Below are 15,258 nucleotides of genomic sequence, written 5' to 3'. Positions count from 1 at the left end.
TCCGGCAGGACTAGGTCTTTGAGCACTGTCGAACGAAAAATGCAGGTGCGGCCCAAAAAGGGCCGTGCCGCTCCCTTTTTCATGGGGCTGCTGCGATTCCTCGTCGTGGCCGTCACCACCTATCTCGGCCTTCTGGCCGTCACCTTCTTCATCGGGCGCGTCATACCGATCGATCCGGCGCTGGCGATCGCCGGCGATCACGCGCCGCAGCAGATATTGGAACGTCTGCGGCGCGAGATGCATCTCGACGAGCCGCTTTATCTGCAGTTCTATTATTATCTCGTGAGCGCTCTGAGCGGCGATTTCGGCACGTCGGTTCTGACGACCAATCCGGTCATGGATGACATCCGGCGCGTCTTCCCAGCGACTATGGAGCTCGCGACGGTCGGCACGATCATTGGCGCCATCTTTGGGGTTCCATTCGGTGTGCTTGCCGCGGTGCGCCGCAACAGCATCATCGACCAGATCGTCCGCGTGATCGGCCTCGTCGGTTATTCGGTGCCGGTCTTCTGGCTGGCCATGGTTTCGCTCGTCATCTTCTATGCGAAGCTGAACTGGGTCGCCTATCCCGGCCGCATTGACATCGCCTATGAATATACTTTCACGCCGGTCACCGGGTTCTTCCTGTTAGACAGCGCTATGCAGGGACAATGGGACGTCTTCTGGGACGTGTTCCGCCACATCATCCTTCCGGCGTCGCTGCTCGGCTATTTCTCGCTTGCCTATATCAGCCGCATGACCCGCAGCTTCATGCTGAACGAACTAGGCCAGGAATATATCGTTGCGGCCCGCGCCAAGGGCCTTTCCGAGACGCGGGTGATCTGGGGTCATGCCCTGCGCAGTGCCGCCGTGCCGCTGATCACGGTGATCGCGCTTTCCTATGCCGGGCTGCTCGAGGGATCCGTGCTGACCGAGATCGTCTTCTCCTGGCCGGGCATCGGCTTCTACATCACCAGTTCGCTGCGCAATGCCGACATGAATGCCGTTCTCGGCGGCACCATCATCGTCGGCACGGTGTTCATCGGCATTAATCTGATTTCCGATCTTCTGTATCGGACGCTCGACCCAAGGACCCGACGTAAATGACTGTCGAGACCACCCAACCCAGCTTGAGGGACTGGCTGCTCTCCGACCGGCCGCAGTCGCGCCGGCAGGCGAGGCTAGGGCGCGCCTACGTCACCTGGCGGCAGTTTTCCGCCAATCGCCTGGCCGTGATCGGGCTCGCAATCATCATCGCGCTCGTGCTCGTGGCGGCGCTTGCCGATGTCATCGCCCCGCATTCGCCAGTCATTGGCGACCTGACGAACGCCTATCTGAAACCACCGGGCACGCCGGGCTATCTTCTCGGCACCGACGATCTCGGCCGCGATATCCTTTCGCGCCTCATCTACGGTTCGCGCTGGACACTCTACATCGTCATTCTGGTCGCGATCATCTCGGCGCCGATCGGGCTGATCATCGGCATGGTGTCGGGCTATCTGGGCGGCTGGGTCGATGTGATCCTGATGCGCATCACCGATATCTTCCTTGCCTTTCCGAAGCTTGTGCTGGCCCTTGCCTTCGCCGGCGCCCTCGGCGCAGGCATCGAAAATGCCGTCATCGCGATTGCCATCACCTCCTGGCCGCCCTATGCCCGGCTGGCGCGCGCTGAAACAATGACGGTGCGACGTTCGGACTATATCGCCGCCGTGCAGCTCATGGGCGCCTCGCCGCTGCGCATCATCTTCCGCCATGTCATGCCGCTCTGCATCTCCTCGGTGATCGTCCGTGTGACGCTCGACATGGCCGGCGTGATCCTGACGGCCGCCGGTCTTGGCTTCCTGGGGCTCGGCGCGCAGCCGCCGCTGCCGGAATGGGGCGTCATGATCGCGAGCGGCTTCAAATACTATCTCGATCAATGGTGGGTGGCGGCCATGCCCGGCATCGCGATCCTCATCGTCAGCCTCGGCTTCAACCTGCTCGGCGACGGCCTGCGCGACGCGCTCGATCCGAAGGAGAGCGGGCAATGACGGCACTTCTGACCGTGGAAAACCTGAAGGTTCGCTATCCGACCCGTACCGGCGTCATCGACGCCGTGCGCGGCGTCTCTTTCACGCTGGGTCGCGAGCGGCTTGGCATCGTCGGCGAGAGCGGTTCCGGCAAATCGCAGACCGGCCGCGCCATCATGGGACTGACGCCGCCGCACGGCATCGTCACAGCCGACAAGCTCGATTTCAGCGGTATCGACTTGCTATCGATCTCGGCCAAAGAGCGGCGCTCATTGCGCGGCAAGCGCATCGCCATGGTGCTGCAGGATCCGAAATATTCGCTCGATCCCGTCATGACCATCGGCAAGCAGATCACCGAGACGCTGCGCACCCATGAGAAGGTGAGCAAGGCCGAGGCTCGTGATCGCGCCCTTGCCATGCTGGAAGCGGTGCAGATTCGCGATCCCGCGCGTGTCTACGACCTGCACCCGCACGAGGTCTCGGGCGGCATGGGCCAACGCGTCATGATCGCCATGATGCTCATCGCCGGACCGGAGCTGCTGATTGCCGACGAGCCGACTTCGGCGCTCGACGTCACCGTCCAGCTCGATGTCCTCAAGATCATGGACAAGCTCGTCTCCGAGCGTGGCATGGGGCTGATTTTCGTTTCGCACGACCTGCGGCTGGTGTCGTCCTTCTGCGACCGCGTAATCGTCATGTATGCGGGTAAGGTGGTGGAAGAACTCAAGGCTTCCGAATTGAACAATGCCCAGCATCCCTATACGCGCGGCCTGCTGAACTGCATGCCGGTCATTGGCGAAAACAGGCATCCGCTGCCGGTGCTCGACCGCAAGCCGGAGTGGGCGGCATGACGACAGCACTCGCAGTTGATGGCCTCAGTGTTGTCTATGATGGCTATTATGCGCTCGACGCCGTCGGCATCGACGTGAACAAGGGCGAATCCTTCGGTCTCGTTGGCGAGTCTGGCTCCGGCAAATCGACGCTGCTGCGCGCCGTTGCGGGCCTTGCGCCCGTCACCGACGGCACGATCCAGGTCGGCGGCGAACAGCTGAAGGGCGCCAGGCGCAGCAAGACCTTCTATCGCCAGGTGCAGATGGTGTTTCAGGATCCCTACGGTTCCCTGCATCCGCGCCAGACGATCGACCGGTTGCTGCTTGAGCCTTTGTCGATTCATGGGATCGGCGACACGGAGACCCGGATCGCCAGGGCGCTGGATGAAGTCGGCCTCGGAAAGGGCTTCCGCTTCCGCTATCCGCACCAGCTCTCCGGCGGCCAGCGTCAGCGCGTCGCCATTGCGCGCGCGCTGATCGTGGAGCCGTCGATCCTGTTGCTCGACGAGCCGACTTCGGCGCTCGATGCCTCGGTGCAGGCCGAAGTGCTCAACCTGCTTGAGCAGGTTCGCAGGGATCGCCATCTGACCTTCGTTATGGTCAGCCACGATCTCGGCGTCATCACCCATATGTGCGAGCGTCTGGCTGTCATGCGCAACGGCGCGGTCGTCGAGAGGCTGACCGCGAACGAACTGGCTATCGGCGATGTGAAGGAAGATTACACGCGCAATCTGATGGTCGCCAGCAAGGGGTTCGTCCGCGCCTGAGCGGGCGGCTTGTGCCTCAGCGGCGCGTTAACGAACTGGGCGCTTAAACACGACCAATCGTATAGACTATTGACACCTGCCGCAATTCTGTCATGATCTCGTTAATGGCAGTTAACTTTCGTGATCCCGACAAGGGGTCAGACGTTAAGTGGAGGCAGGCATGTTTTTCATGGGTGGCATGACCATGGGCTATCTTCATCCGCCGGTTCCGGCGAAACGGGAAGGTGCACGGTCTGCTACTCTTTCTGACGAAAACAGCCGCCGCCAGGCCGGACCTGCCGAAGAGCAGACGGCCGATACCAGCGCCATCGAGCGCAGCTTGATTTGGGCCCGCCGCATTCTTTGCTGAATTGGCATTGCCGATCTTTCGGGTCCTCGACTTCAGATGGTTTAATTTTTCTCGGCCCGCGTTCTGGACGGAAATTCATCTCTACCTAATTGATAGGAAATGTATGAATATCCGCCCCGGGCTTGGCCTGAGAGACATATAAGAAACGAACGGAGGCAACACATGGCAAATTTGGGTATTTCGAATGCGCATGTGAATCAGTTCGATGGTTCCAAGCGCGCCGCCAAGACGCGGCAGAAGATTCAAACAGCGATTCATGTCGTCCTGTTTTCGGCTGCATTTCTGTTCGTCGCGGCCATTGTTTGTGGGCTTGTCGTCTAAGGCGACGTTTGGTCGGGTGGTGGCTTTGTTCCGCCGCTGATGTGGGGCCGATGCGGCCCATCTCTGAAAATCGGGAAGTTTGCGGGTCCGGTCGATCACGACTGGTTGTTTTTCTCCTCGCGCAGCTTCCGATCTCGTTTCATCGGCAGAGTTTCGCCTGGCAAGGAAAATTTGCTCGGCCAATGGAATGTGCCGTGCGAAAACAGTAAACTTCATCTCAAAATATAGGGAGTTTGACGGAGGGCGCTGGCTTCAAGCCAAGCTACGGCCTGCCGCGAAAACGATGCGCTCCGACAGGAATTTGCGCATCTTTTGAGGGGATTCAGTTTAAGTTCATCTCCTGCCGGATATTGAGGATTCAATATGCCGGGCCAGGGCGCGCGGCGAGAAGGCGATGAATGCCGTGCTCGACAAGCTAGTGGATGACGAAAGCCGCATCATCCGGCTGTTCACGCCGCCCTTTGCCAAGTCGGCGCGTGATCCGGGCTACATCAAGTCCTATCCGCCTGGTGTGCGCGAGAATGGCGACCAGTATGCCCATGCGGCCACCTGGGTCGTCATGGCGCTGGCCGAGATGGATCGCGGCGACGATGCCTGGCATTGCTTCGATATGCTGAACCCGATCAACCATGCACGCGATCGTGATCAGGCCGATACCTATCGTGTAGAGCCCTATGTGGTTGCCGCTGATATTTACGGCGAAGGACAATTGACGGGCCGTGGCGGCTGGACCTGGTATACGGGCTCCGCCGGCTGGCTGTATCGCGTCGCTGTCGAAGGCATTCTCGGTATCCGCGTGAAAAACGGACGACTTTTCGTCACGCCGGCTCTGCCTTCGAACTGGGATGGCTTTGCGGCGGACATTGAACTGCCGAGCGGAAATTACCGTATTTCCGTCTCAAAAGCGCCCGATGCGGCGGGATACTCGGTCACCATCAATGACAGGGCGGTCGCCCATCCCGAAGAGGGCTATCCGGTCGGACAGTAGCGTTTCTGCACTGTTTCACTTCGACGATCGGGGCCAAGGGGAACTCTTTGGCCCCGATTGCATTTGAGTGTCGGAACAGGAGAGTTTTATGAATTCGAGGGCGGATATGAGCTCGGTGCCGGCACAACGAGTGAGTTTGCCGAAGCCGGTCTCCCAGAGGGATACCCGACTGGATGTTCTCAGAGCCCTGGCTCTGATCATGATCTTCATTAACCATGTGCCGGGGCAGATCTTCGAGGATTTCACTTCGAAGAATTTCGGATTTTCCGATGGTGCCGAAGCCTTTGTGCTGATCTCCGGCATTTCGGTCGGCCTTGCCTATGGAACGAGATTTCTTCCGGGCAATCGGCTGAACATGGCATGGAAGGCGATCAAGCGTGCCTTCACGCTTTATACCGCGCATATGATCACGACCTTCGTGACGCTGGTGCTCTTCATTTCCGGCGCGTGGATTTTCCACCAGAAGGGTCTGCTCTGCGAGGTGAATATCCTTGCCCTGCTGATGGACCCGGCGCGCGGCATTCCCGCGCTGCTGACGCTTGGGCACCAGATCGGCTACAACAACATTCTGCCCATGTACGGTGCCCTGTTCTTGATGCTGCCGCTGATCATGCTGCTGGAGGCGAGGAATCCCCTGCTTCTGCTCGCAATTTCGGTTGGCGTCTGGCTGGTGTCCGGCATCTATTACATCGCGCCGCATACGACATTGCTTGAGGGCTTCTGGTTCCTCAATCCGCTATCCTGGCAGCTGCTTTTCGTCATCGGCTTCGTCGCCAGCATGCATGTCAAGCGCGGCGGGCACATCCCTGCTCATCCGGTTCTGATCGCGCTGGCCTGCGCCTATCTGCTCGTCTCCTTTATCTGGGTGACCGACAAGCTGTGGATACTCGGCGACTACCTCGCCATGCTCGGCCTGCCGACCGTCGTCACCGGCTTCGACAAGACTTTCCTGTCGCTGCCGCGGCTGCTGCATGTTCTGGCGCTCGCCTATCTGATCGTCAGCATCCCCGCCATTTCGGCGTTCCTGCGCCGCTCGGCCAATCACCCGCTGACGATCCTCGGGCGGCATTCGCTGAACATTTTCGTTGCCGGCACCATCCTTGCCATGGCCGGTCAGGTCCTTCTCTACGTGACCAACAAGAGCCCCGTTGTCGGCGCCATCTATGTCGTCTTCGGCATCGCCGCGCAATTCCTCTATGCCTATCATCTCGAGCACAAGCGGCTTGAGCTTGCCGGCCAGCGCGCGGCGAAGAAGCCTGCCGCACCGACCGCAATGCCCGCGCATTTCGGAAAGCGTCACTGAAGGCTTCTGCGAGGCCCTTCACCTTCACCCCGTCTGCGGCAGAGCTATCGCATATGTGGGACGAGCACCGAAAACTCCTGGAATAGGCTGCGGTTCAACTGCTTTTAGGAACAAAGCCAATTCCGAACCCAAACAATCGACCAATCTTTTCTAAGGTTTCAAGTGTGGGGTTTGCCATACCTGATTCAATCTCAGCAACTTGGCGCCTTGTAAGTGACAGGGTCTTGGCGAATTCCTCTTGGGTCATTCCGAACCCTTTTCGTATCTCCATCACAGCAGCCGGCAGCCTAAGGTCCCCTTGTCGAGCACGCTCCGCCAGCTTTCGTCTGTTTTCAAGAATTTCTTCCTTCGTGGGCTTCTTCCATCGGGCCATTAACATTCCCCGGGCATCACTGGCATGCCGCCACAACGTTATCCGCGATTTCCTTACAGCGTCCCATGGCACGCTCTAACACCTCTGGAGATGCCCCCATGCGCTTCGCCAGCTCTGGCGCGTGCTGTAGATGTTGTGCAAATGCACAGATCGAAGCCGTTAGGAGTTCCTGCTCGGCAGGAACGGGCATCAGTTCAGTACAAATGCGTTTCCAATCCGGAAGATGGTCGCGACCACCGTCGCGCATCATGGCCCATCGGGTGGAACGGACAATTCCCTCCTTGGCGAGCCGCATGGGAGCGAAGTCAAAGAGCGGAGACAGGCGGATCGTGCCGTCCTGATGCTTGCTGAGTGCTGAATTCCGGCCGTGATTGTCGGGATTGCCGAGCGCCAGGTTAGCGATGTCGCGCTTCAGGTATTCGACTATGTCCGCGAAGGGATCGGCTGAAAATTGACGCAGAACTTCGATATAGGCCTCATGCGTGCCGACATGGCCGAAGTCGGCCACTCCAACCGCTGACACCAGGCTTTCCTGGCCCAGTCGGACTGTTCCCCCGCGTTCCATCTTCCTCCGATCGAAACGGGGAATGATCAAGACGCCTTCGGCGTAAGTCGAGGGTTCGCTGACGTTCAGACCGATCTCTTGGGCGATCCGCGAATAGAGGGCTTCGCCTTCAAGAATTAGGCGGTCTACGGGCTCATTGCTGCGTACCAGCTTGACGATGACATGGCGCACGGCCTCGTCATCGGTGACGAAACTGTCAGGATAGTAGAGCCCGTCTTTCGCCTTGGTCATTGAGACCTTCGGCCATTCGCCTTGCAGTCCGCTTGAGCCAGAGGCGAGCATTCCAAAGCGATCAGCGACTTCCATGAAGCGATCTGAGCGCTCAAGAATCTCCGCTTCCGTAACGCCTTGACGCTCAACACCTCGCAATCTTTCCGTTTCGGCTTCAGCTGCTTCCATGATGCGGATGTTGCCAATGCCACCCGTAGCTGATCGCAGAAGCAGCGGGAGATCGGAAGCACGAGAGCCTTCCGCGAGCCCGAGGTGTTCGGCAAGCTTTCGCCTTGCATGTCCCTGGGGCATAAGATCCAAGAGGAAGGGTGGCCAGCTACGGCTATATCGATTTTCGAGATCTATGGGATAACGGACCGACAAGGCGCGATGGTCATGAACTGTCTTTCCGGCCGCAAATTCTGCCGATGCCATCGTAACGAAGTAGTCCAGATCGTAATCGACGATGGATGCGCCCCGAAAGCCGTGGTCGTCGTCCTTTAGCTCTAGAGTCGCAGCGTAATGCCACTTACGACTAAAATGAGTTTGGAGCGTCAGGCGCATTTAATGACCCTTTCAGTGGATCAATTAAGGCATCTTTCTTATTTATTCAACCCATTAAGGTGGGTTGAATAATTTTCGTCAGAATTGCCCATTACCAAAGGCTGCCGACGTTTATCGCGCGCCAGTGTTCCTATAGACAACATTCGAGGTTGCCGTGAGCCGGGCGGAAGCTCCGGCCATGCCTTGCGTTTCACCAAAAACGCTTGATGACTGGGTTCCTCGTGGTCTGACGCCGAAGGGTATCGAGATCGGCTCCCCCGCGACGCTGGATGTGAAAATGCAACAGATCCGATTGGGACGGCCCGCAGTCGAAACAACCCGGCTTCCGCAAGGGCCTTGGTGATGTCTCCAGCGAATGGGTCTGGGCGCCGGCGTAACGACTGCATCAATTATAATTTCTTCGCGAAAACATTATAACCAGAGCAGAACTCCGGTTGGCGCTTGTTTCACAAATATCGTTCGCCCACAGCCTCAACAAAAAAAGCCGGGAGAGCATCGCTCTCCCGGCTTTGATCTTGGGCCCCTTGCGAAGATCAGGCGGCTTCGTTTTCCGTTGTGTGTGCCTTGCGGACTTCCTCGTCCGTCAGGATACCGCTGGCGCGCAGCAGGGCGGCGAAGCGGCCGTTGCTCTGGCTGAGCTCGTTGAAGCTGCCATTCTCGATGATGCGGCCGTTATCCAGGAAGAGGACCATGTCGGCCTCGCGGACCGTCGAGAGGCGGTGCGCAATGATGAAGGTCGTGCGGTTCTGGCGCAGGTTGTCGATCGCCGTCTTGACCCGGTTTTCGGTTTCGACGTCAAGCGCGCTTGTGGCTTCGTCGAGTACGAGGATCGGCGCATCCTTGAGGATGGCGCGGGCGATCGCGATACGCTGGCGTTCACCACCCGAGAGCTTGTTGCCTCGCTCGCCGACGCGGGTATCGTAGCCGCCTTCGCGGGTTTCGATGAAGTCGTTGGCGGCGGCGGCCTGGGCTGCGCGGATCATTTCCTCCTGTGTCGCACCTTCGCGGCCAAGGCGGATGTTGTCGCTGATCGAGCGGTTCAGCAGGCCAGCATCCTGGAAGACGGTGGCGATGAAGCGGCGCAGCGATTTGCGGGTCACCTTGGTGATGTCGTGACCGTCGACGAGGATCTGGCCCTTCTGCGGATCGAAGACGCGCTGCAGCAGGTTGACGAGCGTCGTCTTGCCGGCGCCGGTCGGACCGACGATGGCGACGGTCTGGCCAGCCTTCACCTTGAAGGAGATGTCGTGCAGGCCCTGCGACGAGTTGGCGAAGCCGAAGGAGACCTCGCGGAACTCCACTTCGCCCTTGACGTCCTTGATTTCGGCAAGGCCGGCCGGCTCTTCGCGGTCACGAACCGAATCTTCCAGCGTATAGAAGTCTTCGAGCTTGGCGCGTGCTTCGAAAATCTGGTTGGCGAAGTTGCGCAGCTGTTCAAGGCGGCCGATCAGCACGTTGGCGAAGGCGATGAAGGTGATGAGCGCGCCGAGGCTTAGGCTGCCGTCCTGGACGAGAACGGTGCCGATCATCAGGATCGCCATCATGGCAACGGTCGAAGCCGTGCGGTTCAGCGCGCCGGCAAGCGCCCACCAGTCGAGGACCGGATACTGGGCCTGCAGCAGGCGCTCGGTGAAGGACTTCAGCGCCTTGGTTTCAGCTTCGATGCGGTTGTAGCTGTGCAGCACCGAAACGTTGCTGATCGAGTCGCTCACATGCGAGAAGACGGTGTTGTAATGACTCTCGACCGAGCTCTGGCCATCCTTCGTGCGGTTCATGACCAGACGGCCAATGATCCAGTAGAAGATGCCGAGCAGGACGAGAACCGCGGACAGCCGCAGGTCCATGGCCATGGCGGTCGGGATCATGATGACGAGCGCGACGGCGGTCGTGAGGTGGTTGCGCATGAATTCCAGCCACAGGCCGAACAGCGCTTCGCAGGCGCGAAGCAGCGTGTTCAGCGCGCTCGCCGTGCCACGCTGGCTATGCCAGGAGAGCGGCATCGAGATGATGCGGCCGAATGCTTCGGTGAGCAGGGAGGCGCGGCGGCCATGCGCAAGGCGGTCGGCCTCGCGGGACACCACGATGAAGGCGACAGCACTGAAGACGGCGAAGCCCGCCCACAGCATCATGGTCGGCGTGACGGCTTCTTTCTTGGCAATGGCGTCGAAGATGCGGCCGAACAGAACCGGTTCATAGATGGTGGTCATCGCAAGCGCGATGTTTGCGATCACGACCATCCAAACGCGGTATCGATACGCGCCAAGATACTTCAGGGCTCTTGCATAGACTTTGAACAGTGACACGTCAGGCACCCTCTGTGCATCAGCAAAACTCGGAATGCTGCGACACTACAGATCGGTACCTGAACCGGCGATTAACGGAATCTGAAGCTGTTTTTTCAAGGGAATTTCCCGCGCGGCGGGTGCCGTCGCAGCGAGGTGCTATCGGTCGCCGCAGAAATGTGACAATTTGGGAACGACCCTGCCGCGACATCTCCGTTACTATTAAGTCACGCCGAGCGTGGCCATTCACGGTTGAATGGTAAAAAAATCGCCAAAGGCGTTCAATTTCGCGCCGGCCTGAGTATGTTGCCGGCGATTAAGCGCGCTATGGACCTGGCGAGCAGGGTGGCAATGCTCGTCCGCCATAATTCAGGCTGCGAGGCCGAGGGGTAAATGTGAATATCCATTCGCTGATACAATTGCTTGTGGTTATCGAAGAATGCGAGCGTACAAAGGATGTCGTGGCCGAGCTTGAGCTTGTGCTCCGTTCCTACAAATTCGATTTCTATGGTCTGCTGCGGCAGACCAGGCCGAATGTCGATATTGCCAACTTCATGCTGGCAGGCCGCTGGCCCGATCAATGGCCGCTGACCTATGTCCGCAAGAGATACATGCTCGTCGATCCGGTGGCGCGCTATGCCACCAGGGCACAGCGCCCCTTCCGCTGGAGCGATGCCGTGGCTGCGCACAGATCGGACCCGCTCAGGCGCCGGATGGAGCAGATGATGGCGGATGCTCGTGCCAACGGGCTTATCGACGGCTATATTTTTCCGATTCACGGACGAAGCGGTCTGCTCGGCAGCATGACGATCGGCGGTGAGGCGGTCGATCTTTCCCCGACCGAGCTTTCGCTCTTCGATGCCGTGGCCAGAAAGGCCTTCTGGCGGCTGCTGGAGCTGCGCGACGAAGCGCAATTGCTCGAGGAGCAGGGGAAGGCCGATCTGAAACTGACCAAACGCGAGATGGAGGTGCTCAACCATCTGGCCGACGGCATGACGTCGATCGAGATCAGCCGGCTGCTGACGATCTCCAATCATACCGTCGACTGGTACATGAACAGTATCCAGGACAAGCTGAAGGCCAGAAATCGGCAGCACATTGTTGCCATCGCTTTCAGAAACGGACTTATTCCGTAACGGCAACTATTTTGATGCCGGATGTCGCAGGAGAAATTGAACTTCCTGTGACAAGAAGTTAAGAATTCTCTTCGCGGGTGCAGCATTGCCCGTTTCGATGCCGTGAGGAGACAGCATTGCCCATATCCAAGATCCTGGTTGCCAACCGTTCCGAAATCGCCATCCGCGTATTCCGCGCCGCCAACGAGCTTGGCATAAAAACGGTGGCCATCTGGGCCGAGGAAGACAAACTCGCGCTGCATCGCTTCAAGGCCGACGAGAGCTATCAGGTCGGCCGCGGTCCGCATCTTGCCCGCGATCTCGGGCCGATCGAGAGCTATCTGTCGATCGACGAGATCATCCGCGTCGCCAAGCTTTCCGGCGCCGATGCCATCCATCCAGGTTACGGCCTGCTGTCGGAAAGCCCGGAATTCGTCGATGCCTGTGATGCCGCCGGCATCATCTTCATCGGCCCGCGCGCCGATACGATGCGCCAGCTCGGCAACAAGGTGGCCGCCCGCAATCTTGCGATCTCTGTCGGCGTGCCTGTCGTGCCGGCAACCGATCCCTTGCCTGACGATATGAAGGAAGTCGCCAAGATGGCGGCCGAGATCGGCTATCCGGTCATGCTTAAGGCCTCGTGGGGCGGCGGCGGCCGCGGCATGCGCGTCATTCGCTCCGAGGCCGACCTTGCCAAGGAAGTGACGGAAGCCAAGCGTGAGGCGAAGGCCGCCTTCGGCAAGGATGAGGTCTATCTTGAAAAGCTCGTCGAGCGTGCCCGCCATGTCGAAAGCCAGATTCTCGGTGACACGCATGGCAATGTCGTGCATCTGTTCGAACGTGACTGTTCGGTTCAGCGGCGCAACCAAAAGGTCGTCGAGCGTGCGCCGGCCCCCTATCTTACCGATGCGCAGCGTCAGGAACTGGCCGCCTATTCGCTGAAGATTGCCAAGGCGACGAATTATGTCGGTGCCGGCACCGTCGAATATCTAATGGATGCCGATACCGGCAAATTCTACTTCATCGAAGTCAATCCGCGCATTCAGGTCGAGCATACGGTGACCGAAGTCGTCACCGGCATCGATATCGTCAAGGCGCAGATCCATATTCTCGACGGCTTTGCCATCGGCACCCCGGAATCGGGCGTTCCGAAGCAGGAAGACATTCGACTCAACGGCCATGCGCTGCAGTGCCGCGTGACGACGGAAGATCCGGAGCACAATTTCATTCCGGATTATGGCCGCATCACCGCCTATCGTTCTGCGTCCGGCTTCGGCATCCGTCTCGACGGCGGCACCTCCTATACCGGCGCGATCATCACCCGTTATTATGACCCGCTGCTGGTGAAGGTGACGGCCTGGGCGCCGAACCCGCAAGAGGCGATCGCCCGCATGTACCGTGCGCTGCGCGAATTCCGCATCCGCGGTGTCGCGACGAACCTGACATTCCTCGAAGCGATCATCACGCATGAGAAATTCCGCGACAACAGCTATACGACCCGTTTCATCGATTCGACGCCGGAACTGTTCCAGCAGGTCAAGCGCCAGGACCGCGCCACGAAGCTTCTGACCTATCTCGCCGACGTCACGGTCAACGGCCATCCGGAAACGCGCGGTCGTCCAGTACCTTCGCCCAAGGTGGCGCAGCCAGTGTTGCCCTATATAGACAGCGATATCCCCGACGGCACCAAGCAGCTCCTCGACAAGCTCGGCCCGCAGAAATTTGCCGAGTGGATGCGCAATGAAAAGCGCGTGCTGATGACCGACACGACGATGCGCGACGGTCATCAATCGCTGCTTGCGACCCGCATGCGCACCTATGACATCGCCAGCATCGCCGGCAGCTATGCGCGCGCCCTGCCGCAGCTTCTGTCATTGGAATGCTGGGGCGGCGCCACCTTCGACGTCTCCATGCGCTTCCTGACGGAAGATCCATGGGAACGTCTGGCGCTGATCCGCGAGGGCGCGCCGAACCTGCTGCTGCAAATGCTGCTGCGCGGCGCCAACGGCGTCGGCTATACCAATTATCCCGACAATGTCGTCAAATACTTCGTCCGCCAGGCGGCCAAGGGCGGCGTCGATCTCTTCCGCGTCTTCGACTGCTTGAACTGGGTCGAGAACATGCGCGTGTCGATGGATGCGGTTGCGGAGGAGAACAAGCTCTGCGAAGCGGCGATCTGCTACACGGGCGACATCCTCAATTCGGCGCGGCCGAAGTACGACCTGAAATATTATACCGATCTCGCCGTCGAGCTGGAAAAGGCCGGTGCCCATATCATCGCGCTGAAAGATATGGCGGGCTTGCTGAAGCCGGCCGCAGCCAAGGTGCTGTTCAAAGCGCTGCGCGAGGCGACCGGTCTGCCGATCCACTTCCATACGCATGATACCTCGGGCATTGCGGCCGCAACCGTGCTTGCCGCCGTCGATGCCGGCGTCGATGCCGTGGATGCCGCAATGGATGCGCTGTCGGGCAATACCTCGCAGCCCTGCCTCGGCTCGATCGTCGAAGCCCTTAAAGGCTCCGAGCGTGATCCGGGCCTCGACCCCGAATGGATCCGCCGCATCTCCTTCTACTGGGAAGCCGTGCGCCATCAGTACGCCGCCTTCGAAAGCGATCTCAAGGGACCGGCCTCGGAAGTCTATCTGCACGAGATGCCCGGCGGCCAATTCACCAACCTCAAGGAACAGGCGCGTTCGCTCGGGCTTGAGACCCGCTGGCACCAGGTGGCGCAGGCCTATGCCGATGCGAACCAGATGTTCGGCGATATCGTCAAGGTAACGCCGTCGTCCAAGGTCGTCGGCGACATGGCGCTGATGATGGTCAGCCAGGACCTGACGGTCGCCGATGTCGAAAACCCGGCGAAGGATATCGCCTTCCCGGATTCGGTCGTCTCGATGCTGAAGGGCGATCTCGGCCAGCCGCCGTCCGGATGGCCGCAAGCTCTGCAGAAGAAGGCGTTGAAGGGCGACAAGCCCTATACGGTGCGCCCCGGTTCCCTTCTTGCCGAGGCCGATCTCGATGCGGAGCGCAAGGTCATCGAGACCAAGCTGGAGCGCAAGGTCGACGATTTCGAATTCGCCTCCTACCTGATGTATCCGAAGGTCTTCACCGACTATGCACTGGCCGCCGACACCTACGGCCCGGTCTCAGTGCTGCCGACGCCGGCCTACTTCTACGGTCTCAAGGAAGGTGACGAGCTCTTTGCCGAGATCGAGAAGGGCAAGACGCTCGTCATCGTCAACCAGGCGATGACGGCGACGGACGAGAAGGGCATGGTGACGGTATTCTTCGAGCTCAATGGTCAGCCGCGCCGCATCAAGGTGCCGGATCGCGCCCATGGGGCTTCCGGCAGTGCCGTGCGCCGCAAGGCGGAGACCGGCAATGCCGCCCATGTCGGCGCGCCGATGCCGGGCGTCATTTCCACCGTCTTCGTCTCGCCCGGCCAGGCGATCAAGGCCGGCGACGTGCTTGTTTCCATCGAGGCCATGAAGATGGAGACGGCATTGCACGCGGAAAAGGATGGCACGATCTCCGAGGTGCTCGTGCGCGCCGGCGACCAGATCGACGCCAAGGATCTGCTCGTCGTCTACGGCGCATAATCCA

At 59.6% G+C, this 15,258-nt stretch carries 12 protein-coding genes and 1 pseudogene; 10 read left to right on the top strand and 3 right to left on the bottom strand.

Annotated features, from left to right (window positions below; translation table 11 throughout):
• The first annotated feature begins 18 nt into the window (after nt 1-18).
• The 8 genes and pseudogenes from I8E17_RS16170 (at nt 19) to opgC (ending at nt 6,546) form a co-directional block, all read left to right on the top strand.
• Nucleotides 19-1,086 (top strand): ABC transporter permease, encoded by a 1,068-nt coding sequence (locus I8E17_RS16170; RefSeq protein ID WP_113367175.1) that lies wholly within the window; start codon nt 19-21, stop codon nt 1,084-1,086.
• On the top strand, nt 1,083-2,009 hold the full coding sequence (locus I8E17_RS16165; protein WP_069611510.1) for an ABC transporter permease: 927 nt from the start codon (nt 1,083-1,085) through the stop codon (nt 2,007-2,009). The genes I8E17_RS16170 and I8E17_RS16165 overlap by 4 nt, the downstream gene beginning before the upstream one ends.
• A complete protein-coding gene (locus tag I8E17_RS16160) occupies nt 2,006-2,839 on the top strand; it encodes an ABC transporter ATP-binding protein (RefSeq protein ID WP_069611511.1) in 834 nt (277 codons plus the stop codon). The genes I8E17_RS16165 and I8E17_RS16160 overlap by 4 nt, the downstream gene beginning before the upstream one ends.
• Nucleotides 2,836-3,585 carry an ABC transporter ATP-binding protein gene (locus tag I8E17_RS16155; protein WP_113367176.1) on the top strand — a complete coding sequence of 250 codons (750 nt, stop codon included), beginning with the start codon at nt 2,836-2,838 and terminating at the stop codon, nt 3,583-3,585. The genes I8E17_RS16160 and I8E17_RS16155 overlap by 4 nt, the downstream gene beginning before the upstream one ends.
• A 160-nt stretch (nt 3,586-3,745) precedes the next feature.
• Complete coding sequence (locus tag I8E17_RS16150; protein ID WP_069611513.1) at nt 3,746-3,934, top strand: hypothetical protein; 189 nt, start codon at nt 3,746-3,748, stop codon at nt 3,932-3,934.
• Between the two features lie 162 nt (nt 3,935-4,096).
• On the top strand, nt 4,097-4,255 hold the full coding sequence (locus tag I8E17_RS16145) for a hypothetical protein (protein WP_173002559.1): 159 nt from the start codon (nt 4,097-4,099) through the stop codon (nt 4,253-4,255).
• Between the two features lie 391 nt (nt 4,256-4,646).
• Nucleotides 4,647-5,243: pseudogene (locus I8E17_RS16140) on the top strand (hypothetical protein); the annotation flags it as partial.
• Between the two features lie 106 nt (nt 5,244-5,349).
• Nucleotides 5,350-6,546, top strand: a complete 1,197-nt coding sequence (gene opgC / locus I8E17_RS16135; protein ID WP_219511502.1) for an OpgC domain-containing protein — start codon at nt 5,350-5,352, stop codon at nt 6,544-6,546.
• 94 nt (nt 6,547-6,640) lie between these two features.
• Here opgC and I8E17_RS16130 read toward each other — a convergent pair whose 3' ends face one another.
• From I8E17_RS16130 to I8E17_RS16120, 3 genes are all read right to left on the bottom strand, one after another.
• Nucleotides 6,641-6,919 (bottom strand): helix-turn-helix transcriptional regulator, encoded by a 279-nt coding sequence (locus I8E17_RS16130; protein ID WP_069611644.1) that lies wholly within the window; start codon nt 6,917-6,919, stop codon nt 6,641-6,643.
• A gap of 16 nt (nt 6,920-6,935) precedes the next feature.
• Nucleotides 6,936-8,258, bottom strand: coding sequence for a HipA domain-containing protein (locus I8E17_RS16125; RefSeq protein ID WP_069611516.1), 1,323 nt, complete (start codon nt 8,256-8,258; stop codon nt 6,936-6,938).
• A gap of 533 nt (nt 8,259-8,791) precedes the next feature.
• Nucleotides 8,792-10,561 carry a glucan ABC transporter ATP-binding protein/ permease gene (locus I8E17_RS16120; RefSeq protein WP_113367179.1) on the bottom strand — a complete coding sequence of 590 codons (1,770 nt, stop codon included), beginning with the start codon at nt 10,559-10,561 and terminating at the stop codon, nt 8,792-8,794.
• A gap of 374 nt (nt 10,562-10,935) precedes the next feature.
• On the opposite strand from I8E17_RS16120, the gene I8E17_RS16115 reads away from it, so the two are divergent.
• Together I8E17_RS16115 and pyc are read left to right on the top strand one after the other, a co-directional pair.
• The gene (locus I8E17_RS16115; protein ID WP_113367180.1) at nt 10,936-11,676 is read left to right on the top strand and encodes a LuxR family transcriptional regulator; all 741 of its coding nucleotides are present in this window, start codon (nt 10,936-10,938) and stop codon (nt 11,674-11,676) included.
• A gap of 116 nt (nt 11,677-11,792) precedes the next feature.
• On the top strand, nt 11,793-15,254 hold the full coding sequence (gene pyc / locus I8E17_RS16110) for a pyruvate carboxylase (RefSeq protein ID WP_113367181.1): 3,462 nt from the start codon (nt 11,793-11,795) through the stop codon (nt 15,252-15,254).
• The last annotated feature ends 4 nt before the right edge of the window (nt 15,255-15,258 follow it).

This window comes from Rhizobium sp. AB2/73 (assembly GCF_020871915.1).
In the GTDB taxonomy this organism is placed as follows: domain Bacteria; phylum Pseudomonadota; class Alphaproteobacteria; order Rhizobiales; family Rhizobiaceae; genus Rhizobium; species Rhizobium dioscoreae.
The sequence above is the reverse complement of the archived record's forward strand: the minus strand, read 5'-3'. Positions and strand labels throughout refer to the sequence as shown.